The organism is Bacillus cereus group sp. BfR-BA-01522, from assembly GCF_022662635.1.
GTDB classification, from domain to species: domain Bacteria; phylum Bacillota; class Bacilli; order Bacillales; family Bacillaceae_G; genus Bacillus_A; species Bacillus_A cytotoxicus.
Genome location: NZ_JAKUDY010000001.1, coordinates 127,053 through 148,789 on the forward strand (window position 1 = coordinate 127,053; position 21,737 = coordinate 148,789).

Sequence of the window (21,737 nt, forward strand, 5' to 3'; positions counted from 1 at the left end):
TAACGTATGGATTTATATCGTTTTGAAGCTGTTTTAGTAAATGGTGTTGTGCCTGTAGTTGTCGTTGCGCAAAGTGAAGAACAAGCATTTCGACTTGTTGAAGTCGAATTAGAAAAATATTTCTTACCTTTGCCAGAAGTGAAAGAAATTTCTCTATATGAAAAAAAGAAGATTCGAAAAGGTGCAGCGTTTGTGATTGATGAACAAGAGACTTTGTAGTACGAAATAAACAATAATGGAAACTTCCATTCATAGAATGGAAGTTTCACTTTAACTAGGAGAAATGAGGAGAGAGGATGGGCAAAGTATATATTGTGGGTGCGGGACCAGGAGATCCAGAATTAATTTCAATTAAGGGAGTAAAGTGCATTGAACAAGCGGATGTCATTTTATATGACCGGCTTGTGAATAAAGAATTACTTTCTTATGCAAAACCAGATGCAGACCTAATTTATTGTGGGAAATTACCAAACTATCATACGATGAAGCAAGAAACAATCCATACGTTTTTAGTGAAATATGCGAAAAAAGGAAAGGTTGTAACAAGGCTAAAAGGAGGGGATCCGTTTGTATTTGGCCGAGGTGGTGAGGAAGCAGAAGTGTTAGCAAAACATGGTATTCCTTTTGAAATTGTTCCTGGCATTACAGCAGGAATAGCAGCTTCTGCGTATGCAGGTATTCCTGTTACGCATAGAGAAGTAAGTGCCAGTTTTGCTGTTGTAACAGGTCATCGCAAAGAAGGGACAGAGGAAGAAATAAAATGGAGAAATTTAGCAGAAGGTGTCGATACATTAGCGGTATATATGGGAGTTAGTAATCTTCCGTATATATGTGAGAAACTTTTGCAATATGGGAAAGAAGCAGAGACACCGGCTGCTATTATTGAATGGGGGACTACTTCGTCACAGCGTACGGTTGTAGGAACGTTAGGGACAATCGTTTCTATCGCGGAAATTGAAAATATTCAAAATCCGAGTATGATTGTCATTGGAGAAGTCGTTCGTTTTAGGGAAAAGATTCACTGGTTTGAACAGCAAACAGAAGTAGCATATTCAGTAAGCGGAGTATTGTAAAATGAAAGCAGTGCTGTATATATGTCATGGAAGTAGATTAAAAGCTGCGAAAGAAGAGGCGATACAGTTCGTTACTTCTTGTATGAGTCACATTCATGCGTCTGTTCAAGAAGTTTGCTTTTTAGAGTTGGCAAGTCCATCCATTGAAGAGGGAATTGCTGCTTGTATAAAAAGAGGAGCAACAAAAATTATTGTCATACCAGTTTTTCTATTAGCAGCAGGACATGTAAAAAAAGATATTCCATATGAATTACAAAAAATAAAAAATAAATATGAGAATCTTGAAATTGTATATGGTGATGCATTTGGAGTATCTGATTCGCTTATTTTAGCCGCTTATAAAGAAAGTGGTTTGGAAGAATATCAGGAAGAAGCAACGCTTTTACTAGTAGCAAGGGGAAGTAGTGAGCCAGAAATAGTAGAGAATATGAGGGAGATTGCGTTTTTATTTCAGCAGCAGAAGAATGTGAAAACGGTGGAAGTATGCTATTTAGCTGCAACAGAGCCAAGATTTGAAGATAAATTACAAGAAATAATAGAAAGAAAAGAAAAGCATATCGTCGTTTTGCCTTATTTATTATTTACAGGACTGTTAATGAAACATATTGAACAAGAAGTAAGTAAATATCAAAATGCGGATATACATATAAGTCCGTACTTAGGAAAGAATCCTACAGTTCGAAATATGCTAATTCAAAAGACAGAACGGCTATTAAGGAGCGATCAATATGTATCCACTTACAGTTCGAATTGAAAATAAGCGCGTTGTTGTTATTGGGGGCGGGAAGGTTGCTGGATTTAAAATTATACCGCTATTAAACCAAGGAGCAAATATTATTGTTGTGAGTCCTAAATTAGATGCAAGCTTAGTGAAACTTGTCGAATCGAAAAAAATCCGCTGGTATCAAAAAGAGTATGAAAATGGCGATTTAGAAGGGGCTTTTTTAGTAGTGGCAGCCACTAGCGATCCGTTCTTAAATGAAAGAATTGAAAAGGATGCTGGGACAAATCAATTGGTAAATGTGATTACAAATCCAGAAAAGGGAAACGTTCATTTTCCATCTACCATTCATCGTGGCAAGCTTAATATAGCTGTTTCTACAGGAGGAGCAAGTCCGAAGCTTGCGAAGAAAATTCGCGATGAAATTGCGCATAAATACGGTGAGATCTATGAAACATATCTCGAGTTTCTATATGAAGTAAGAAGAAAAGTGAAAGAATTACAATTGGAAAAACGGGAGCAAAATAGAATGCTACAAGAAGTGCTAAAGCCTATATACCTTCAAAAAGAAACAGAACGAGAATTATTTTTACAAGCATTAGAGAAAAAGAGTCAAGTAGGATAGAACATGAATCGTACTTTACAAACAGAATCGTATGATTTATAATCACAAGTATCTTTAAAATATGAAATCGATGAGCAAGAAGAGTATGTATATTTGAGGCGTTCAGAGAGCTGGGGATAAGGTGTGAGCCCGGTGCGATAAAATATACAGAATGGGCTTGCGAGAGGTATGCTGAACAATTGAGTAGGCAGCCCGGGTTCCGCCGTTAAAAGGATAGGGTATCGGATGTTTCCTGTACCTGAAAGAAGTGGGATTTTCTTAATCCAATTGAGGTGGTACCACGGTATTCCATTACATATATCGTCCTCTACATGCATAGCAGCGTGTGGAGGACTTTTTTTATTTTAAAAAGGGGGTGCGCGAGTATGAAATGAAAGGGTATAATTTACAAAAGTAAGAAAATTCAGAAAAGGAGAATATATGATGAAAGACAAACAACAATGGACGTCGAAAATTGGTTTTGTACTCGCAGCTGCTGGGGCCGCAGTAGGACTTGGAGCAATATGGAAGTTTCCGTATGTGGCAGGTAATGGAGGGGGCGGCGCGTTTTTCTTAGTCTTTTTGCTGTTAACATTATTTATTGGTATGCCTCTTTTATTAGCGGAATTTGTCATTGGACGTAGTACACAAAAAGAAGCTGTGACAGCTTATAAAGTATTAGTACCAAATAGTAAGTTATATCCATGGATCGGCCGCATAGGAGTTGTCACTTGTTTTAGTGTTCTATCTTTTTATAGTGTTGTAGGCGGTTGGATTTTACTATATTTATATTTTAGTTTGACAGGTACTTTTTGGGAGGAAGGAGTAAACTATGGTGAAGTGTTTGGAGCAACAATTTCGAATCCTACAAGTGCAGTTGGAGCACAACTTCTCTTCATGCTTTGCACTATTTTCGTTGTGAGTAAAGGGGTGGAGAAAGGGATTGAAAAGGCAAGTAAATATATGATGCCGCTCTTATTTGTTTTATTTGTTACGATTATTATTCGTGCGCTTACGCTGGATGGTGCTTTTGCTGGGGTCGAATTTTTCTTAAAACCAGATTTTTCAAAGCTAACGGCAGATACGATTCTATATGCAATGGGACAATCTTTCTTTTCGTTAACAGTGGGCGCATCTGTCATGGTTACGTATAGTTCGTATTTAAAGAAAGAAGAACATTTAGCGAAATCAGCAACATCGATTGTAAGTTTAACGGTATTTATTACAGTGCTTGCCGGTTTAGCTATTTTTCCAGCTATCTTTGCATTAGGGGTTAAACCAACAGAAGGACCAGGATTATTATTTATTATTCTTCCGGCTGTATTTGCCAAAATACCGTTTGGACAATTTTTCTTTATTATGTTTTTGATCTTATTTTTCTTTGCCACATTAACTTCAGCTATTTCAATGCTTGAAATTGTTGTTGCTTCTACAGCGAAAGATCATGTAAAGAAACGTCCTTCTGTATCTTTCATCATTGGTTTACTTATTTTTGCTGCTGGAATTCCATCTGCATTATCATTTGGGATTATGAGTGACGTTAAGATATTTGGAAAGACATTTTTTGATTTAGTTGACTTTGCAGTTAGCAATATTTTGCTTCCATTAGGTGTATTAGCTATTTCGCTATTTGTGCCAAATAAAATGCGTAAAGATTTACTGATGAAAGAATTAGAAGTTACGGAAAGAAGAGGGAAAACATTATTTAACATTTGGTTTTTCTTACTTCGTTACATTATCCCAGTAACAGTTATCATTGTATTTTTAAATGCAATTGGTATATTTAAAATGTTATAAAACAAAGTAAAACTTTAATTCAGTAGGTGCTTTTCCATCGCCTATTGATTATGAGTTTGGTGCTTGTTTGTCTAATGAACGGTTATAGGCTTTGTAAGTAACGGCGGCAGCTATAAATAATCCGATTAAAAAAGTATCGAACCCCCGAGAGTAAAGAGGCGTCCTATATAAGTTTCTTGTGCTTCTTGTAGCTCGTTTTGTAATTTTTCTTTATTCATAATCAAATCCTCCTAGATGAATTGGACTATTATTTTAGTCTATGGAAAATGCCTACAAGATATTAAAGAAATAAAAAACTCGGTATGTACCGAGTTTTTTATAGTCCGATATAAGGAGAAGGGTCTACTGCGTTTGTTTTTCCTACATTCCATTCGCCAATATGAAGTTCGAAATGCAAATGTTGACCGAAAGATTGTCCTGTATTTCCCATAAATCCTAATTGTTGTCCTTGTTTAACAGTTTGTCCGTTTGAGACAGAACGGCTGCTCATATGCGCATATACAGTTGTATATGTTTTCCCATTTATTCGGTGAGATAAGTATACAACATTTCCGTAACTAGAAGACATCTCAGAGCGAATCACAACACCATCGGCAGCGGCAATAATGGGAACTGTACCAGAGGCTGCAATGTCGATACCGAAGTGATTCCCTAAAGAACGAGAACCAAATCCAGAGGTCTTTGAGCCAGCAGCTGGTTTAATAAATCCGCCTACATTTGTATCATGTGGTACTGAGGTAGCTTCCGTTGAAGCGGCTGCTTGTTTTTTTGCTTCTTCTGCCTTACGCGCCTCTTCTGCACGTTTCTCTTCTTCCATTGCTTTTTGAACAGCTTGGCGCTGATTCTCTAAAATATTTTTCGATTCTTCTAAACTCTCAATCTCTGAATCTACTTGTGATACTTTTATATGTAAATCATTAATGAGACTTTGTTGTTGTTGTTGGTTTGTTTGTAATTCTTGTTGTTTTTGCTGTAATTTTTGTTCAGCTTCTTTTAGTTGCTGTTCTTTCTTTTCAACAGCTTCTTTTTCGTTTTTTACAGTTTCCCGATCTTGTGTTTGTTTTTTTACGATATCAGTATCATTATTTAAAATTAAACTAACGGAATACATATTATCAACGAGATCTGCGAGGTTATTTGAACTTGTTAAAACTTCAGTTATAATATTTGTTCGCGGTTTTTCTTGCATCGATTGTAAACGTTGTTTAATCACTTCTTGACGTGTATCAATATTCTTTTGTAGTTGCTCAATATGTTTCTTTTTCTCATCAATAAGTTGCTGTGTTTTAGTAATTTCTTTTTTTGTATCGTTTAAATCAGCTTCATTTTTATTAATGGAAATTGTTAATTCATCAATCTTCTTTTGTAATTCTTGTATTTCTTTCTCCATTTGTTCTTTTTCAGCTGACTTATTTTGTAGTTCTTGTTGTTTACCTTCTAATTCTGATTGAATATTGGACAGTTTATCTTGACTTGTTTCTGCGTGTACTGGTGAAAGTAACGGAGAAACAAAAAGAGTTCCCACTGCTAAAACGCTAAAAGCTGCAAATTTCTTATTCATGAGTTGTCTAGCTCCTTTCCCATCTATGATTGTATATAAGAAGAAGAATGCTGTCTATTGTTGTAATCATAATGTAAAGAAAATTTTATAAAATTGCTGAATATTGTCGAAGTTAGTTATTTATATGTCTTGTAATCCTTTTCTTTCCTACTTCAATAAAAAAATGAAAAATGGTAAATATTCATTTTTCTGTTATATGCATAAAAAGAAGGTGCAACAGAAAAACGCTAATAAATCAAAGGAGGGAGTATTCTTATGTTAGGTTTTCTTACATGGGTTTTATTTTTGTCAAGAAAAATATTTGTATTCAGGAAAACTTATTTTGTTGTCAGATTTCATTTTATGATTTATCATTTTAAAGGGAGACAAATGTAGTGAATTGTCGAATTATATGTAATACGCTTAATTTCTTTATTTCATAGAAAAATAGAGTTATAGCATCTAAGAAGGGGGTTGGCAGCAAGTATGAAGAGGATTGGACTTGCATGGCAAATATTAATAGGGCTTGCACTCGGTATTGCAGTTGGGGCGATTTTTTATGGCAATCCAGAGGTTGCAAAGTTTTTACAACCAATTGGTGATATTTTTATTCGATTAATTAAGATGATTGTTGTACCAATCGTTGTAGCGAGCATCGTTGTTGGGGTTGCAGGTGTTGGAGATGTGAAAAAGCTAGGTCGATTAGGCGGAAAAACAATTATTTATTTTGAGATTATTACAACAATTGCGATTGTTGTCGGCTTGCTGGTAGCGAATATTTTCCAACCAGGAAAAGGTATTAATATGAATGAATTAACAAAAACAGATATTTCAAAATATACAGCTACAACTGAGCAAGTACAGAGTCATTCATTTGCGGATACATTTGTAAACATTGTTCCGACAAATATTATAGAATCACTGGCAAAAGGTGATATGCTTGCTATTATTTTCTTCTCTGTATTATTTGGTTTAGGGATTGCAGCGATTGGTGAAAGAGGAAAACCGGTTCTGCAATTTTTCCAAGGGGTAGCAGATGCAATGTTTTATGTTACAAACCAAGTAATGAAGTTTGCACCATTTGGGGTATTTGCTTTAATTGGTGTGACCGTTTCTAAATTTGGTCTAGCATCATTAATCCCACTAGGGAAGTTAGTGATTGTTGTGTATGGATCGATGATTTTCTTTGTTGTTGTCGTACTAGGACTTACAGCGAAAATCTTTGGAATTAACATATTTCAGTTCTTTAAAATTTTAAAAGATGAGCTTATTTTAGCGTATTCTACAGCGAGCTCAGAAACAGTTTTGCCAAAAATTATGGAGAAGATGGAGAAATTCGGCTGTCCAAAGGCGATTTCATCTTTCGTTATTCCAACTGGTTATTCATTTAACCTAGATGGATCAACGCTATACCAAGCGATTGCTGCAATTTTCTTAGCACAAATGTATGGTATTGATTTATCGATTACACAGCAAATTACATTGTTACTTGTATTAATGTTAACATCAAAAGGGATTGCAGGGGTACCAGGTGTATCATTCGTTGTACTATTAGCAACGTTAGGTACAGTTGGAATTCCGGCAGAAGGTTTAGCGTTTATCGCAGGTATTGACCGTATTTTAGATATGGCACGTACAGCAGTTAACGTTGTTGGAAACTCTTTAGCAGCTGTTGTTATGTCTAAATGGGAAGGACAATATGATGATATAAAAGGACAAGCTTATTTGAAAGAGATATCTGGAAAACAAGTAGCGTAATAACGATTGAAAAAGCTCTCGCATCAATATGTGGGAGCTTTTCTATATTGGAAAGGAGTGGGATGTATAATGAAGAGAAAATATGGAAATGGTGCTTCGTGGAAAAGATTGTTACAGAAAACGTATGAAGTGCGGGAATGTGAGCAAGGTATGTTAGGAATTTTGCATGTGATAAAAGTAAAGGAACCTAGTTATAAGCAGTATGATCATAGTGAAATTTGTATTGTAAATGATGGCTATACATGGGTGCAGTATTTTATAAAAGGTAAAAAATTTGTTATTACAGCTATGTTAGATGAACAAAAAAATATAGTACAGTATTATATTGATATTGCTAAAGAGTTCGAAATAGATGAGAATGGCTTGCCATATTTTGATGATCTATATTTGGATGTCGTATTATTTCCAGATGGGAAAATATATTTATTAGATGAAGATGAGTTGGAAGCGGCTTATGCAGAAGAAACCATTTCCAGAGACGAATATAATGAAGCGTGGGATATAGCAAGGTGGGTTATGGAGAGAATCGAAAAAGAAGAATTTCCATGGATTTCTATTTTAAAACGTGAAATAGAAACATTGAAATGATCATTTTTTATGTATAATGATTGGTATATTCGTCGCATTATATGAATAAGAAGAAAAATACCGATTATTTCTATAAAAATAATAATTGACTTTTGATTTATAAGCGAGTAAAGTTAGGAAAGACATTATTACAAATAAAAATATGAAACCTTCTTATAAAGAGAGGCGGAGGGACTGGCCCTATGATGCCTCGGCAGCGGACTCGATTTTGGAGTGCTGTGCCAAATCCAGCAAGCATGTGCTTGAAAGATGAGAAGAGTGTTTCTTATAGATGTATAAGACCTCTTCTTCTTGGAAGAGGTCTTTTGTTATTCAGTAGAAAAGGTTTAAAACTAGGGAGAGATGATATGGTGAAGGAAACGAGAGGAAATATTTTTGCTTTATTGCCACTTGGAATATTTTTAGTACTATTTATTGGTTCTGGAATCATTACAGGTGATTTTTATAAATTGCCGATTTTAGTAGCGATACTAATTGCGGTAGGAGTTGCTTTAGCGATGAATCGGAAAGAGAGTTTTACAGCGAAAGTAGAACGCTTCGCTAAAGGAGCTGGGAATCCAGACATTATGATTATGGTATTAATATTTGTACTTGCTGGTGCTTTTTCAGAAACAGCAAAGGGAATGGGAGGAGTGGACTCTACAGTTAATTTAGCTTTAGCTGTTTTGCCACAAGGATTTATTATAGCTGGCATTTTCGTGATCGGTGCATTTATTTCATTAGCAATGGGAACTTCAATGGGAACAATTGCAGCATTAGCGCCGATTGCTGTAGGGATCAGTCAACAAACAGATATTTCAATTGCGTTAGCGATGGCAACAGTTGTAGGTGGGGCTATGTTTGGAGATAATTTATCATTTATTTCTGATACAACAATCGCAGCTGTTCGTTCACAAGGGACAGAAATGAAAGATAAGTTTAAAACGAACTTTTTAATTGTTTTACCCGCTGCTATGATTACCGTTATATTATTAGTTGTTCTTACTTTAGGAAATCATACAGAAATAAAGACACATGCATTTGATTGGATGAAAATATTGCCGTATGCAGGGGTGCTTGTTACAGCGCTACTTGGATGGAATGTACTCGTTGTATTAACAGGTGGAACCATTTTATCTGGTATCATTGGTTTTTTAGATGGGAGTTATACGTTAGCTAGCTTCTTTAAAAGTGCTGCAACAGGGATGAATGGAATGATGGAACTCGTACTATTGGCAATTTTAATTGGTGGAATGGTTGAAATCATTCAATATAATGGTGGTATTCAATATTTAATGAATACATTAACGCGTAATATCCGTTCGAAAAAAGGTGCGGAATTTGGAATTGCTGGATTAGTAAGCATGACGAATATATGCACAGCGAATAACACAATTTCGATTATATTCACTGGTCCTCTTGCAAAAAATATTGCAGATCAATATGAAATTGATCCACGAAAATCGGCGAGTGTACTAGATGTGTTCTCGTGTTGTGTTCAAGGGCTAGTTCCATACGGAGCGCAGATGTTAACAGCAGCAGGATTTGCGGCTTTATCACCAGTTGAACTATTGCCGTATGCATTTTATCCAATTTTAGTTGGACTATGTGGTGTAGTCTCAATCTTAATTGATTTTCCGAGATTTTCAAAAGTCGAGGAAAAAGGACAATTTCATAAAACAGCCTAATTTTTTATTAGAATAAGGCAAAAAAGACGCTCATAAAAGTGATTTTGAGCGTCTTTTTATCGTTTATACGTCCTTTTTAGTGGTTGTATTTCTCTTTTTTATGATTTGTAAAGTCGTCCTTTACATCTTCTCTCATTTTTTTTATCTGTATTAACCTCTGTCTCAAAATTTCACGAAAGCAACGACATTAGGTGAAAATATGCTTATAAAAGTTCGATTCGTGAAGGGGAAGTTGGCAAAAGACTGATTGTGTCTCAGTCTTAAGTCTGAGATGAAAACGGTTCTTAAGCTCGTTATGGAAAATCAAAAAAATAGTTAAGATAAGAGTATCAAATCGAAGGGAGGCGAGCACAAGATGAAACAATTTCTAGCGTTCATTGCAGCCGGTATTTTGGCTTTAATTGCTCTTGGTAGCCTTGGTGGTATGATAGGATTTGCCATTGGAGCGGGAATTGTGTACTGGAGCTATAAATCATTTGTGCGAGCACAATCATTTTTTGGAAAGTTAGCTTGGGGGATTGTTGGTTTAATCGGTCTATCAATTGCTCTTTCACATTCTCCTGCATTAATTGGTATTGTAGCCTTGGTAGTTTTATATTACGGATACCGTGAGTGGAAAAAGGAAAAAGATGTAGTAATGGATTCTACTTCAAGGAGTTCTACAAGATATAGCAACTTTGAAGATGAGTGGAATAAGTTAATGAAAAACTAGTATAAACGAATTTAACTGATAAAATAGAAGAGAGGAAGATTAGGATGAAACAATCTTTATTTGGCCGTGTACGCGATGCGATTTTAGCAGATCTTCATAATGTATTAGATGAAAAAGAAAGAAAAAACCCAATTGCTATGTTAAACCAATATTTACGTGATAGTGAACGTGAAATAACAAAAATTGAAAAGTTAATTGAGCGTCATAAAACGTTAAAAACGAACTTTGCTCGTGAGCTTGAAGAGGCACGTTATTTCGTAAATAAGAGATCTAAGCAAGCCATTATTGCACAAGAAGCAGGAGAACTGCAACTACATGAGCGTGCTTTAGAAGAAGTCGCATATTATGAAGGACAAGTGGCTCGTTTAGAAGAAATGTATGCAGGTGTTATCGAACAAATTGACGAATTAGAACGTCGCCTTTCTGAAATGAAAAATAAATTAAAAGAAATGAATGCAAAGCGTATGCAACTGATGGCGCGTGAGAATATGGCGCATGCGAATCGTCGTATGAATACAGCGCTTCATAAAATGGATGAAAGCAATCCGTTTTTACGATTTGAAGAAATAGAAGATCATATTCGTGATTTAGAACTTCGCATAAATGAAGGGTATGAACGTGATACTTTTGATATGAAAATTGCTAAACTGGAGCGCGAAATGAAAGATAAAAATGAAGTATCTTTAAACAAAGAAGGGATAAAATAATTGTAGTATATTATAAAACGAGCATATGATATAGTGATAGAAGAAAAGGTGTTGGTAAGCAATACCTTTTTCTTCTATTTATCTCGCAGTAACGGGTAGCCTGATTGGTGAGGGCTCATAATCAGTGGGGGATGAAACCCCCCCACTGATTCAAGTTTCACTTTATATGTAATGAGAAGGGGGGAGCTGAAATGAAGCAACAATTTTCAAAAACACAATTTGTGGGGATGCTCCTCATTATATTTGGATTTGGTCTTTTTATCGATATGATTTCTGGACGCTTTGAACCAGGAGGTCTCATTTTTGCCTTTATTATGATTATGTTTGGAAGACATTATCGAAAGAAGAATCGTTATGTGAGAGGTAATGTGTTTTTATTTATTGGAGGACTTGTATTTTTATTTTTTCTATTTTCATCAGCGGCTTTCGTACTTGTTGTATTCGCTTGTTTCGCATTGATCGGTTATCGACTGATTCAAGGGCAGCAGAAACAGCAAGTTATTCAAGTTCAGATTAAGGAGAAAGGATATATTGATGAGGATAAACCAATCTATCGTTCTGAACCATATTTGAAAAATATGATGATAGGAAACGTACGAATGATGGATCATATTTATGAACTAGAAGATATTAATGTTCAATATGGAGTCTGTGATGTTGAAATGGACTTAACAACGGCTATGATTCCAGAAGGAGAAACCGTCATTGTTATTCGTGGGGTAATCGGAAATATTAGATTGTACGTTCCATATGACATTGAATTATCTTTAAATCATTCGGTTATTGTTGGGAGAGTATTACTGCCAGGGCATGAAGAAACAGGTTTGAACCGAAATGTTACATTTAAAACAGAGCAGTATAGAGAAGCTCCTCGTCGTATTAAAATTATTTCTTCGCTTGTTGTAGGAGATACGGAAGTGAGGAAAGTATGATGAAAAAACAAGGAAATATTTCATGGATGTACATTCGTTATTCTATGCTATCTTCCATTAGTATTGCACTCATTTGTACTATTATCTATATGTGGAAAAGCAAGCAAGATATATATGATTTCCTATGGAAAGAATCCATCGCCTCTGTTCCTGTTGGTTTGTTAATCATGAGTACAAGTCTTCTTATTGGAGGCATTGTAGGATATGCGATTGGCTATTATGTAAAGCAGCGTATTCAAGGTTTGAATACTTTCTTATTTGAAGTAGAGCGAGGGAACTTTCCGAAAGATGTTTCGTTTACGGCAGAAGACGAATTTCATGAAATAGAGCGAAAAGTTATGACACTTACTCGAAGATTAGAAGAACAAGCTGGATTATTTCAAAAGGTAACAAATGAACGAGCCCATTGGAATGAAGAAATGAAGCAAGAAGCTATTTCTCAAGAAAGACATCGCTTGGCAAGAGAACTGCATGATTCTGTAAGTCAGCAGCTTTTTGCAATGTCTATGATGATGTCAGCAATTAATGAGCAAGTAGATCAATTTCCAGAAACAACAAAAAAACAATTGAAGCTTGTAGAGAACATGGTCGTGAATGCGCAATCCGAAATGAGAGCATTGCTTCTTCATTTACGTCCTGTACAATTGGAAGGAAAAAAACTCACAGAAGGTATAGAGGAACTATTAACAGAGCTGTCTAGAAAACAGCATATGAAAATCGAATGGTTCGTTGAATCCATTCAGTTAAAAAAAGGTGTCGAAGATCATCTATTTCGTATTTTACAAGAAGCATTGTCTAACACACTGCGACATGCAAAGGCAAAGAAAATAGAAGTACGCCTTCGTCAAATTGATCAATATGCCATTTTGAAAATAATTGATGATGGTGTTGGGTTTGAAGTTGGAGTTGGAGTTGGAGTAAATAAAGCAGGATCATATGGATTACAATCTATGCAGGAACGTGTTCATGAAATTGGAGGGACGTTAAAAGTACTTAGTTTCCCAAATAAAGGAGCACAAATTGAAGTGAAAGTGCCAATTATGATAGAGAGAGGGGGAGAATGATGATTAAAGTATTACTAGTTGATGATCATGAAATGGTTCGCATGGGAGTATCTGCTTACTTATCAACACAACCAGATATTGAAGTAGTTGGGGAAGCGGAAAATGGCAGAAAAGGTTCAGAGCTAGCATTACAATTAAAACCAGATATCATCTTAATGGATCTTGTTATGGATGAAATGGATGGAGTGGAGGCGACGCGTGCGATTATTAAGGAATGGCCGGAAGCAAAAATTGTGGTCGTAACGAGCTTTTTAGATGATGAAAAGTTATATCCTGTTATCGAGGCGGGGGCAACGAGTTATTTATTAAAAACGTCACGAGCAAGTGATATCGCAGATGCGGTGCGAGCAACTTATGATGGGGAAACGGTGTTGGAACCAAAAGTGACCGGGAAAATGATGTCTCGGATGCGCCAAAAGAAGGAACAACCATTACATGACGATTTAACAGAAAGAGAGTTTGAAATTTTATTATTAATTGCAGAAGGAAAAAGTAATCAAGAAATTGCAGATGAGCTGTTTATAGCACTGAAAACTGTGAAAACGCATGTAAGTAACATTTTAAATAAATTGAATGTCAGCGATCGAACACAAGCAGTTATTTATGCATTTAGACATCAACTTATAAAATAGAAAGGAGCTTCAACGAAGTATGTGTGTATTTTGTTGAAGCTCTTTTTTAAGTATGATTATCCAAAGTAAAAATTTTTTACATCCTCTATATGAAAATCTTTTAGTTATACTTTCAAAATACAAATGTACAAAGAAAAGGTACCTTTGCTGCAAGGTACCTTTTCCAAGGGGCATAACTCATGATTTCAACAATCTAAAGACTTACGAATGAGCTATATACTTATGATAGATGGATTCCACCTAACTCATTAGGATTGGATTTATTTTGTTTGAAATGATATATCCCCTTACCTTGATGGTTTAGGATACTTTCGATTCAGAGGTATTTTCTACCGATGGAACTAGTTTTGCGTTTTTTTGTTTTGCGACAATAAGACCAATTATTGCTCCTAAACATGATGGTAATAGCCAACCGATGCCTTCTGTATATAATGGAATCCATTCAAAGTAAGAAGTAATAAATGAAACGGAAACATTTCCTTGCTTTAAACCATCAAACACACTTACTACTCCGGCGCCGACTAAAGTGCCAACATAAACTGAGCGATAACCGCCAAAAAATTTATGAAGGAGTGAAAGGAGTACAAGGACAATTGCGATTGGATATACAACAAGTAAAATCGGTATAGAGATTGCGATAATTTTTGTTAATCCTAAGTTGGCTACGAGAAGCCCGGCTACACAAATGCCTCTAGCGAAATTTTTGTATGAAAATTTTACTAATAATGTTGAAAAATATTGGCTACATGCTGAGACGAGTCCTACGCATGTTGTCAAACAAGCAAGCGTTACAATAATAGCTAATAAAGAAAGACCATATGGACCGAATAGTTGTTGAACAATCACTGTAAGTAATTGACCACCATTTTTTGCATATCCAAGTGAAACGCTCGTTACACCTAACCAACCGAGTGCAACATATACAAGGATGAGTCCGATAGCGGCAACAAGGCCTGCTTTTGTTGTTGCGATTGCAACCGTTTTTCGATCTTCTACACCTTTTGAGCGAATGGCGTTTACAACAATAATTCCAAATGCAAGTGCAGAAATCGTATCCATTGTTAAATATCCTTCCATAAATCCTTTGAAAGTAGGGGAAGTTACATAGTCTTGCATAGCTGGACCTGACGGGCCAAGTGGCGTAAACACACTTTTTACAAATAATAAGAAAATAGAAAATAATAAAACAGGTGTTAATATATTACCGATACGATCTACTAGTTTAGAAGGATTTAAGCTTAGCCAATATACAAGAGAAAAGAAAACGACTGTGTACACAAACAATGTAAGTGAACTAGTACGAATGTCTTCGGGTAAAAATGAGCTAATTCCCATTTCATAAGCAACATTTGCAACACGTGGAATTCCCATAGCTGGACCAATTGAAATATAAACGATAACCGCAAAGAAAATTCCGAATATTGGGTGAACGTGACTCGCAAGCTGCTGCATTCCATTTCCAGAAAGAGAGATTGCAATAACGGTTAATAAAGGCAAGCCGACACCTGTTAATAAGAACCCGACCATAGCTGGCCAGAAATGATCACCTGCATTTTGTCCAAGCATTGGAGGGAAAATTAAGTTACCTGCTCCAAAAAATAAAGAGAATAGCATAAGTCCTGTGAAAAACACATGCTTTCTTGATACAGTGTTCATTGTTTTTTCCTCCTTTTATAAAAATTCATTCGTAAGAACATAAAAAACTCGCCCCTTCATAAAGGGACGAGTTATATTACCCGCGATACCACCCTAATTTATACATGTAGAAAAATATCTATCTGTATACGGCTTTGCAACGTACAACATGATACGTGTTCCTTGTAACGGAGGACAGCCGGTAAGAACTTACTATTTCTTTCAGTTCTACTTCTCGGAGATGATTTTCGGTTATGCACTGAACATTGGCTTGCAGCAAAATGCCAACTCTCTAGGGAACAGTCCTATAACGTACTCGTTCTCGTCAATGAATTTTGTTTAAGTATTTTGACAGTATTTTTGCATGTTTCTTCAAAAAAGTCAATAGTTTTTTTGGATGAAACTTTGTGGAAGCGTATTGATATATGAAATGGAGCGTATGTAATTTGCAAGAGCTTCTTGATCTGTTGGGCCTTCGATTCGATTTCGCCCTGCTTTAAACACACTAAATTTATCTCCGCCATTTGCTAAAAATGAATTGATGACAACTGAATATACTTCATTATCTCGCAATGGTGTTCCGTTTTCTAGTGAAATATTTTGTAAAGTATAATCCTTCAAACTGTAACGTAGTCCTGAAACTTGTAAAATACGCGTTTCACCTTCCCATTGTTCTTGCAAGGCTCTTCGAATTTCTTTTCCGGATAGATCCATTTTAATAAGTTTGTTTCCAAATGGCTGTATGAGAAAAGTATCTTCCCATGTAATGTTCCCTTTCTGTAAGTCGTATCGAATGCTTCCAGGGTTTACAAAGGCAATATTAGCATTCATTGTTTGGCGTTGTGCTGTAGCAATCAGTATTCCTAAATCGGATTCCCCATGTTTATTCTGCTTTCGAGTGAGCTTGTAATTTGTTACGCCTAATGTCTCTTCTACCTTAGAATGAATTTTTGAAGAATAAGTTTGTAGCCATGATGTGATGTGTGGATTCGGCAGAAGTTTCTCTTGGTAAACAGGGATAATCTCGGCTTGTTTTTTCATAATGTCTTTCGTTGTTCGATTTAAGGTAAGAGTAACGTTTGAAAAAGCTTTTCCATAAGAATAAGCTTGAACAAGTAATTTTCCGTTCATATTTCCGTTTATATAAGAATGAGTGTGCCCTCCAAAGATAATATCAACATCAGCGTCTACTTTATTTGCTAGATGAGCTAGTTCTCCATTTGTAATACCTTCATTTGTGCGACCGCCAAGATGCGCAAGAATAATAAATGCATGAATACCTTGTTGTTGTAGGTGATGCACATAATCATTAACTGTAGAAGCTTCATCTAAAAAGCGCACAGAGGACATATTGCTATACATTGTGACAAAAGGAGTATCTTTTGTTGTGATACCAATAAATGCAATCGGAATCCCTTCAATCCATTTAATTGTATAAGGTGGAAAGAGAGGCTTATTGCTACGATTATCTACTACATTTGCACATATATAAGGAAATGTACTACCAGAAAAAGTAGTTTTTTTATAAAAAAGTTCACCATTAATAAGTTGGTATAGCGTGATAGGACCTTTATCAAATTCATGATTTCCAACTGTACCTACATCAAATTGTAGTTTGTTGAGAAATTCCATAGTTGGTTCGTCATGAAATAATGCTGAAATAGGAGGGCTTCCACCGATCATATCTCCAGTATGTACAAGCAAAGTATTTGGATTTTTCATGCGATACATTTGAATATAGCTAGCGAGGTAATCTGCGCGTCCTACAGCTTTTCCATGTAGCATAGATGTTGTATTTAATTGTCCATGAAAATCGTTGAGGCTAATAATCTGTACGGGTATGTTCGGAGAAGGAATGAAAATAGAGATAACCAATTTCATCAAGAAAGTAAACAAGAAGAAGGGATACATGATGATACTCCTCTCTGCAACTCATTTTTTGAAAAGGTATCTTCTAAAAGTCTGGGTGATTGTAATACGATCACCTCAAAAAAAGCAGATTCGTAAAACGTTGGTTATGAAGAATGTAAGTATAGATGAAGAGACGTCTCTGTTTGAAGGTTCACTTTAGTGTATGAGAGTGAAACAATATTTTTTGTAAAAATTGTGTAAAACAATATAAAGGATTGTTAAATTTACAGATAAATAAGACGATTATGGGGGGAGAGAAGGAATTTTAAAATTTTATAGAGAATAATACAACAATCCACTTGCTGGAAAGAACAAACCTAAAAAGAGGTGGCAGAAATGCTTGCAATGGGAGTTTTATTGGGGATTCTCGCTATTTGTGGTTTTATATGGTTATATTATTCACGTTCATTTAAACAAGCAGAAGTGTTACTCCTTCCAAAAGGTAGTTTGTTGGCAAACCAGTCTAGATATTTAGTATGTCCAAAGTGTGGAAGTGCACAGGCTAGAAGTGGAGGCTATCAAGAGTGTTGCAAAATGAGATTATGAAATGAGGAAGCCTCACAGATAGATGTGAGGCTTCCTTACGCTTTTATTAGTGCAGATTATAAGTATTTCTTATACTTAGTAAGATAGAGGGGATCGAGTGAAGAGAAAATATGTATTATGTCTATGGATAATCTTGCTTGTATCATGTAGTAAAATAGGACAGCCGAAAGAGAAAGGACAAAACGAAGAGATGGTGAGTAGTGTGCAAGAAAGCATAAAAGTTACCATTTTACAAAAAGGAAAGATAGAAAAAATTTTGAAAGAGGAAGAGGCAAAACGGGTAGTAGATATTATTCATAAAGCTAAAAAACAAGAGATAATAGGGAGCTTCGGAGAACCTGAGTATGAAATACAAATTGAGAAGGAAGGGAAAAAGGAAATATACCGTGCATGGCTTAGAGGAGAATCTCGCGAAGGGTGGCTTCAAAATGAGAACGGAATATATAAGATTCCTAAACAGGAGACAAAGCAGCTTCTAGCTCTCCTTCCAATGATTCATCATAATCATATAGAGGGGGGGAGTTTAGCAGAAGTAACAAAAAATGATATGCAAATTACAGCTTTTCATATTAAAGTAGACAATAACAACGCACATTATACTATATTTTATACAATCTCAAATTCTTTATATAAAGCGTTAGAAACTGAAAAAGAATATTATTTTCAAATTGTGTTTCCAGAAAAGATTCAACAAATAATTGGACGGAAAACGAGTGAAATGATTTTAGGAGAGCAAGTAAGAGAAGGATATAAGCAATATGAAGCTCATTTTATCGTGCCGCTTAACAATGTATCAATTTCACAGCAAAAGGCAATAGAAGTATATTATGATTATTATGATTTATACATGTTAAATCATAACAAAGAAAGAATAGGTATATTTCAAAATATTATTCAAATTGTAAAAGATTATGGTGAAAAAATGAATTTTCAAAGATGAATGTAATCTTTCCTAGGAAATGATAATGGAGCTAGCCAAGAGGTTCGCTCCATTACTTTGTTTTTGCAGAAGGTTTATTCATTGATTTTCTTGTAATAAGATAAGAAATCATGAGAGCAGAAAGAATAATTAGAGAAATAACGAAATGATTCGGTAACAAGTCTAATAATAAGACGTAACTAACTGTATAGAAAATGAATGTAGAAGCTAAAAAAGAAAGAGTTCCTATTATGAAAACTTGTAATGTCATGTTATAACCTCCTTTCATTTATATTTTTGGCTAAAATTAGATGTTATAAACATAGTTTCCAATAAAAGAGCAAATTATGGCATAATAGAAAGAAAAAAGGAGAAAATGATGCAAAAGAAAAATACAAAGGGATTATGGGGAATTTTGGCTGCAGTCGGAATCTTTTTATTTTCTAAGCTGAAATGGGTATTAGCAATTTTGAAATTTGCTAAATTTTCAACAGTATTTAGTATGTTGTTATCACTCGGAGCATATGCAGCTATATATGGTTGGAAATTTGGAGTCGCACTCATTTATTTACTTTTCGTACATGAAATGGGACATTTATGGGCGGCGAAGCGAAAAGGTATACCTACGTCACCGGCAATTTTCATTCCATTTATGGGTGCGTTAATTGGAATGAAGGAGATGCCGAAAAATGCAAAGGATGAGGCGTATCTTGCTTATATGGGACCTTTATTTGGTTTGTTATCATTTTTACCAGCTATTCCGCTTTATATGCTAACGAATGAGCCATTCTGGGCACTCGTGATTTTACTGGGAAGCATGTTGAACTTTTTTAATTTAATTCCGGTATCGCCTTTAGATGGCGGAAGAATTATTTCGGTTGTTAGCACGAAAATTTGGATTGGCGGTCTTGTTTTATTGCTTGGCTATTCCATTTTCTTTACAAGTATTATCGGATTTTTCATTTTTGTTATAGGATGCATGGAACTGTATCGAGTAATGAAGCGTGATAAGCCGATTGAAGAATTAGGTTACAAAGTAGAAATATTAAAAACGTATCTTTCTAAATTGCAAGAAGAGTTTCTTGAAACAGGAGCAGTGCATCGAACGCTTTATGTAGCTCACCATGAAATGGGACAATTGAGACAAAAGGCGAAAGAAAAGAAGCTTGAAACAGGAGAAAGCCAAAAAATTGAAGTATTAGAGTATATTGTGCCTAAATTTGAAGCGCTTGATTATGTGCCATATGAAGAGGAAAAAGAAGAACATACCAATCGTATGAAAGAAGCGATCGCGTTATTAGAAACAAAAGGAAATCAATGGGAGAAGGAAAAGAAACAACAAGAGGAATATTATAAAGTCGATGCGAAAACAAGGTGGATTGTATTTGGTTGTTACATTGGTCTACTTGTCATATTAGGCTATGCTGCTTATGAAGGACATGTGATTCTACAGCAGTATTTACCAGCGCGAAATGTGTAGAAAAACAGTGTTGAAATGATAAGAAGTATTTATACAGGAATTCTTTTTCAATTAGAGAATGTTACAAATATAACGATTTATAGAAATAAATGTAATATTCCTAATAGAAAAGGAGTCGGCATATGAAGAGGATATTGGGTGTACTGGGAATGATTATGATAATGGGGCTTGCAAGCTATGGATGTATGAAAGTATTGTTACATTATGCAAGTAAACCTGCTGGTGTATCGACAATGCCTAAAGTAGATGATGTGAAGGAAAAAAAGCATGTATTACAATTTATCCGTACAACTCATGAAGACTATAATGATTTTTTAAATTACGGTAAAGCGGATCAATATACAGAGGGAGATTGGAATCATCTTGTGAAATGGTTTCAAGAACAAGAGCAGTTTCTAAAAGGTATACATAAACAAGTGAAAAATGAGAAGATAAAGCGCGATGTAAGACGGAGTTATGACGTTATGAAAATGGGTATAGAAGCACGGAATATTGAATATGTTGTATATGCTCATCGAATTTATCATGATTTAGATATCATTGTAAATAAGTATACGGGTGAGACAAATATATGGGGATATACGGAATTTGGAGACGGAAAAGAGGTGCAAGTTATTGAACAAGTTCTCCAAAACAAAGAGGTTTTGCCAAAAGTATCGGAATAGCTACTTTTGGCAACCTCTTTTTTTACGTATTTAGTTTTTTGTATTCAGTAAAGTGAAATTAAAGCTAGAAAATTGCGTATTCGGTAAAGAAAACTACTGACTTTTATTAAATAACTGCACCGAAGTCATATTATGAGAATAGCATGTGCTAGCACTTATTTAGTATCCCTCACTACTTTTGACATAATCTTTGTAGTTCATTTTGGAAAAGCAAAAAAGAAATTATGGTAAATAAAAGAGAAGGAGCTGTCCAAAAAGTTCCTTTAAATGACTAAAACCCATGGAGAAAATGTAGTTTCTCCGTGGGTTTTGTTATTTTTTTGATTTTTTTCCTCAAACGAGCGTTTTTTTTTCGCCTGTTTGAGGAAGTTGTGGGCTATGGCGATTAGCCACAAACTCAATCGCTTCTATTTTTGTTCTATCCAAAAAGTAGTTCTCCATAGATATGTAGTTTTGTTTTCATAAGAGCTGAATGAATTCCGAGAAAAGAGGTTCAATCCTATCTTTCATTCGTTCGGAGCGAATGCGATTAATCGTTCGAAAATCCGGCATTTGTTGCCCAGATACTCACATCATTGGTAGGTGTTCTCGTAATGATTTGGCAATATCACGACAAGAATAGATTTTTTTGCGTATACGTATAGAGAATCACTTTTGTCATCATTTTTGGGTGGTAGGAACTAGGGGCAGCCCCTTTTCTAATGATTTTCTGATCTGGGAAATCATGTTTTTTCTTCTCTTGACCAGATCAATTATAAGAGAGTACAATATCTGGTAAAGTAATGC

At 35.3% G+C, this 21,737-nt stretch carries 21 protein-coding genes, 1 pseudogene, 1 riboswitch and 2 other annotated features; of the genes and pseudogenes, 17 read left to right on the forward strand and 5 right to left on the reverse strand.

The features are described 5' to 3' along the window. Window positions 1-6 precede the first annotated feature (6 nt). From MR059_RS00665 to MR059_RS00685, 5 genes are all read left to right on the forward strand, one after another. Window positions 7-219, forward strand: a complete 213-nt coding sequence (locus tag MR059_RS00665) for a DUF3906 family protein (RefSeq protein ID WP_011984225.1) — start codon at window positions 7-9, stop codon at window positions 217-219. A 77-nt stretch (window positions 220-296) separates the two neighbouring features. Continuing rightward, window positions 297-1,073 (forward strand): uroporphyrinogen-III C-methyltransferase, encoded by a 777-nt coding sequence (gene cobA, locus MR059_RS00670; RefSeq protein WP_011984226.1) that lies wholly within the window; start codon window positions 297-299, stop codon window positions 1,071-1,073. A 1-nt stretch (window position 1,074) separates the two neighbouring features. Further along, window positions 1,075-1,827, forward strand: a complete 753-nt coding sequence (locus MR059_RS00675; RefSeq protein WP_011984227.1) for a sirohydrochlorin chelatase — start codon at window positions 1,075-1,077, stop codon at window positions 1,825-1,827. Continuing rightward, window positions 1,802-2,419: an NAD(P)-binding protein gene (locus MR059_RS00680; protein WP_011984228.1), complete on the forward strand. Its 618-nt coding sequence runs from the start codon at window positions 1,802-1,804 to the stop codon at window positions 2,417-2,419. Before MR059_RS00675 ends, MR059_RS00680 begins: the two co-directional genes overlap by 26 nt. Before the next feature lie 61 nt (window positions 2,420-2,480). Continuing rightward, window positions 2,481-2,730: a binding site (T-box leader), on the forward strand. Between the two features lie 112 nt (window positions 2,731-2,842). Continuing rightward, window positions 2,843-4,195, forward strand: coding sequence for a sodium-dependent transporter (locus tag MR059_RS00685; protein WP_041809568.1), 1,353 nt, complete (start codon window positions 2,843-2,845; stop codon window positions 4,193-4,195). A 316-nt stretch (window positions 4,196-4,511) separates the two neighbouring features. Here MR059_RS00685 and MR059_RS00690 read toward each other — a convergent pair whose 3' ends face one another. Then, window positions 4,512-5,756, reverse strand: coding sequence for a murein hydrolase activator EnvC family protein (locus tag MR059_RS00690; RefSeq protein ID WP_011984230.1), 1,245 nt, complete (start codon window positions 5,754-5,756; stop codon window positions 4,512-4,514). A gap of 465 nt (window positions 5,757-6,221) precedes the next feature. Between MR059_RS00690 and gltP the strand changes: the two genes are divergently transcribed. The 8 genes from gltP (at window position 6,222) to MR059_RS00730 (ending at window position 13,795) form a co-directional block, all read left to right on the forward strand. Then, entirely contained in the window at window positions 6,222-7,493 is a 1,272-nt protein-coding gene (gltP, locus tag MR059_RS00695) for a glutamate/aspartate:proton symporter GltP (protein WP_011984231.1), read from the forward strand. 69 nt (window positions 7,494-7,562) lie between these two features. After that, window positions 7,563-8,081, forward strand: a complete 519-nt coding sequence (locus MR059_RS00700; protein ID WP_011984232.1) for a ribonuclease FAU-1 family protein — start codon at window positions 7,563-7,565, stop codon at window positions 8,079-8,081. A 150-nt stretch (window positions 8,082-8,231) separates the two neighbouring features. Further along, window positions 8,232-8,337, forward strand: a riboswitch (SAM riboswitch). 94 nt (window positions 8,338-8,431) lie between these two features. Then, on the forward strand, window positions 8,432-9,748 hold the full coding sequence (locus tag MR059_RS00705) for a Na+/H+ antiporter NhaC family protein (RefSeq protein WP_041810293.1): 1,317 nt from the start codon (window positions 8,432-8,434) through the stop codon (window positions 9,746-9,748). Window positions 9,749-10,103: 355 nt separating this feature from the next. Continuing rightward, a complete protein-coding gene (locus MR059_RS00710; RefSeq protein WP_011984234.1) occupies window positions 10,104-10,460 on the forward strand; it encodes a lmo0954 family membrane protein in 357 nt (118 codons plus the stop codon). Window positions 10,461-10,504: 44 nt separating this feature from the next. Further along, window positions 10,505-11,167, forward strand: coding sequence for a PspA/IM30 family protein (locus MR059_RS00715; protein WP_011984235.1), 663 nt, complete (start codon window positions 10,505-10,507; stop codon window positions 11,165-11,167). Between the two features lie 191 nt (window positions 11,168-11,358). Next, window positions 11,359-12,099, forward strand: a complete 741-nt coding sequence (gene liaF, locus MR059_RS00720) for a cell wall-active antibiotics response protein LiaF (protein WP_011984236.1) — start codon at window positions 11,359-11,361, stop codon at window positions 12,097-12,099. Further along, window positions 12,099-13,163 (forward strand): sensor histidine kinase, encoded by a 1,065-nt coding sequence (locus MR059_RS00725; protein WP_041810295.1) that lies wholly within the window; start codon window positions 12,099-12,101, stop codon window positions 13,161-13,163. Before liaF ends, MR059_RS00725 begins: the two co-directional genes overlap by 1 nt. Further along, window positions 13,163-13,795 (forward strand): response regulator, encoded by a 633-nt coding sequence (locus MR059_RS00730; RefSeq protein ID WP_011984238.1) that lies wholly within the window; start codon window positions 13,163-13,165, stop codon window positions 13,793-13,795. The genes MR059_RS00725 and MR059_RS00730 overlap by 1 nt, the downstream gene beginning before the upstream one ends. A gap of 300 nt (window positions 13,796-14,095) precedes the next feature. On the opposite strand, the gene brnQ3 is transcribed toward MR059_RS00730, so the two are convergent. Next, complete coding sequence (brnQ3, locus tag MR059_RS00735) at window positions 14,096-15,451, reverse strand: branched-chain amino acid transport system II carrier protein BrnQ3 (RefSeq protein WP_011984239.1); 1,356 nt, start codon at window positions 15,449-15,451, stop codon at window positions 14,096-14,098. A 59-nt stretch (window positions 15,452-15,510) separates the two neighbouring features. Further along, window positions 15,511-15,768: a binding site (T-box leader), on the reverse strand. A 43-nt stretch (window positions 15,769-15,811) separates the two neighbouring features. Then, on the reverse strand, window positions 15,812-17,341 hold the full coding sequence (locus tag MR059_RS00740) for a bifunctional metallophosphatase/5'-nucleotidase (protein WP_011984240.1): 1,530 nt from the start codon (window positions 17,339-17,341) through the stop codon (window positions 15,812-15,814). A 336-nt stretch (window positions 17,342-17,677) separates the two neighbouring features. On the opposite strand from MR059_RS00740, the gene MR059_RS00745 reads away from it, so the two are divergent. Beyond that, complete coding sequence (locus MR059_RS00745) at window positions 17,678-17,887, forward strand: hypothetical protein (protein WP_011984241.1); 210 nt, start codon at window positions 17,678-17,680, stop codon at window positions 17,885-17,887. Window positions 17,888-17,984: 97 nt separating this feature from the next. Then, window positions 17,985-18,827 (forward strand): YhfM domain-containing protein, encoded by an 843-nt coding sequence (locus tag MR059_RS00750; protein WP_011984242.1) that lies wholly within the window; start codon window positions 17,985-17,987, stop codon window positions 18,825-18,827. Window positions 18,828-18,879: 52 nt separating this feature from the next. Here MR059_RS00750 and MR059_RS00755 read toward each other — a convergent pair whose 3' ends face one another. After that, window positions 18,880-19,077 (reverse strand): hypothetical protein, encoded by a 198-nt coding sequence (locus MR059_RS00755; RefSeq protein WP_011984243.1) that lies wholly within the window; start codon window positions 19,075-19,077, stop codon window positions 18,880-18,882. A 108-nt stretch (window positions 19,078-19,185) separates the two neighbouring features. Here MR059_RS00755 and MR059_RS00760 point away from each other — a divergent pair, with 108 nt between their 5' ends. Further along, a complete protein-coding gene (locus MR059_RS00760) occupies window positions 19,186-20,286 on the forward strand; it encodes a site-2 protease family protein (RefSeq protein WP_011984244.1) in 1,101 nt (366 codons plus the stop codon). A 122-nt stretch (window positions 20,287-20,408) separates the two neighbouring features. Then, complete coding sequence (locus MR059_RS00765; protein WP_041809571.1) at window positions 20,409-20,951, forward strand: hypothetical protein; 543 nt, start codon at window positions 20,409-20,411, stop codon at window positions 20,949-20,951. 375 nt (window positions 20,952-21,326) lie between these two features. Here the strand turns inward: MR059_RS00765 and MR059_RS22430 are convergent. Further along, window positions 21,327-21,636, reverse strand: a pseudogene (locus tag MR059_RS22430) (transposase); the annotation flags it as partial. Window positions 21,637-21,737: the final 101 nt, after the last annotated feature.

What these genes read in the sequence shown, in the direction of transcription:
- MR059_RS00665 (WP_011984225.1), top strand. Translation starts at nt 7, where the DNA reads ATGGATTTATATCGTTTTGAAGCTGTTTTAGTAAATGGTGTTGTGCCT.
- cobA (WP_011984226.1), top strand. Translation starts at nt 297, where the DNA reads ATGGGCAAAGTATATATTGTGGGTGCGGGACCAGGAGATCCAGAATTA.
- MR059_RS00675 (WP_011984227.1), top strand. Translation starts at nt 1,075, where the DNA reads ATGAAAGCAGTGCTGTATATATGTCATGGAAGTAGATTAAAAGCTGCG.
- MR059_RS00680 (WP_011984228.1), top strand. Translation starts at nt 1,802, where the DNA reads ATGTATCCACTTACAGTTCGAATTGAAAATAAGCGCGTTGTTGTTATT.
- MR059_RS00685 (WP_041809568.1), top strand. Translation starts at nt 2,843, where the DNA reads ATGAAAGACAAACAACAATGGACGTCGAAAATTGGTTTTGTACTCGCA.
- MR059_RS00690 (WP_011984230.1), bottom strand. Translation starts at nt 5,756, where the DNA reads ATGAATAAGAAATTTGCAGCTTTTAGCGTTTTAGCAGTGGGAACTCTT.
- gltP (WP_011984231.1), top strand. Translation starts at nt 6,222, where the DNA reads ATGAAGAGGATTGGACTTGCATGGCAAATATTAATAGGGCTTGCACTC.
- MR059_RS00700 (WP_011984232.1), top strand. Translation starts at nt 7,563, where the DNA reads ATGAAGAGAAAATATGGAAATGGTGCTTCGTGGAAAAGATTGTTACAG.
- MR059_RS00710 (WP_011984234.1), top strand. Translation starts at nt 10,104, where the DNA reads ATGAAACAATTTCTAGCGTTCATTGCAGCCGGTATTTTGGCTTTAATT.
- MR059_RS00715 (WP_011984235.1), top strand. Translation starts at nt 10,505, where the DNA reads ATGAAACAATCTTTATTTGGCCGTGTACGCGATGCGATTTTAGCAGAT.
- liaF (WP_011984236.1), top strand. Translation starts at nt 11,359, where the DNA reads ATGAAGCAACAATTTTCAAAAACACAATTTGTGGGGATGCTCCTCATT.
- MR059_RS00725 (WP_041810295.1), top strand. Translation starts at nt 12,099, where the DNA reads ATGAAAAAACAAGGAAATATTTCATGGATGTACATTCGTTATTCTATG.
- MR059_RS00730 (WP_011984238.1), top strand. Translation starts at nt 13,163, where the DNA reads ATGATTAAAGTATTACTAGTTGATGATCATGAAATGGTTCGCATGGGA.
- brnQ3 (WP_011984239.1), bottom strand. Translation starts at nt 15,451, where the DNA reads ATGAACACTGTATCAAGAAAGCATGTGTTTTTCACAGGACTTATGCTA.
- MR059_RS00740 (WP_011984240.1), bottom strand. Translation starts at nt 17,341, where the DNA reads ATGTATCCCTTCTTCTTGTTTACTTTCTTGATGAAATTGGTTATCTCT.
- MR059_RS00745 (WP_011984241.1), top strand. Translation starts at nt 17,678, where the DNA reads ATGCTTGCAATGGGAGTTTTATTGGGGATTCTCGCTATTTGTGGTTTT.
- MR059_RS00755 (WP_011984243.1), bottom strand. Translation starts at nt 19,077, where the DNA reads ATGACATTACAAGTTTTCATAATAGGAACTCTTTCTTTTTTAGCTTCT.
- MR059_RS00760 (WP_011984244.1), top strand. Translation starts at nt 19,186, where the DNA reads ATGCAAAAGAAAAATACAAAGGGATTATGGGGAATTTTGGCTGCAGTC.
- MR059_RS00765 (WP_041809571.1), top strand. Translation starts at nt 20,409, where the DNA reads ATGAAGAGGATATTGGGTGTACTGGGAATGATTATGATAATGGGGCTT.